The organism is Streptomyces sp. NRRL F-5122, assembly GCF_001507435.1.
In the GTDB taxonomy this organism is placed as follows: Bacteria; Actinomycetota; Actinomycetes; order Streptomycetales; family Streptomycetaceae; genus Streptomyces; species Streptomyces lannensis.
In genome coordinates, this window is the sequence record NZ_LMWH01000167.1 from 1 (window position 1) to 323 (window position 323).

1 protein-coding gene is annotated in these 323 nt (G+C 70.0%); it reads right to left on the minus strand.

Going from position 1 to position 323, the window contains the following annotated elements; genetic code table 11:
• A partial coding sequence (locus ADL25_RS18015; RefSeq protein WP_420711345.1) for an MGDG synthase family glycosyltransferase occupies nt 1–323 on the minus strand: 323 nt, incomplete at both ends.

Sequence of the window (323 nt, forward strand, 5' to 3'; positions counted from 1 at the left end):
CAGCCAGGTGGACGTCCACCCCGTCCGCCACCCACAGCGGATGCACGGAGAAGTCGGTCAGATAGGTCAGGACGGGGACCGTCAGCCGTCCGTCCAGCCGCAGATCGCCCAGCACGCGGCTGGCCCCGGGGTAGGTCGAGACGACCGCGCCGATATCCGGAGGCAGAGCGCGGAGGACCCGTTCCTCGGCAGAGCGGAGCAGCGTCTGCGCCACCCGACCACCCCCTCCGGCGCGCTCGGTGCTGGAGTAGATCCGCTGGTAAGCCCATGGCGCACGGACGAGCATCCGGTGGTAGATCTCCTGGACAGCCTGTCCGAGCCTC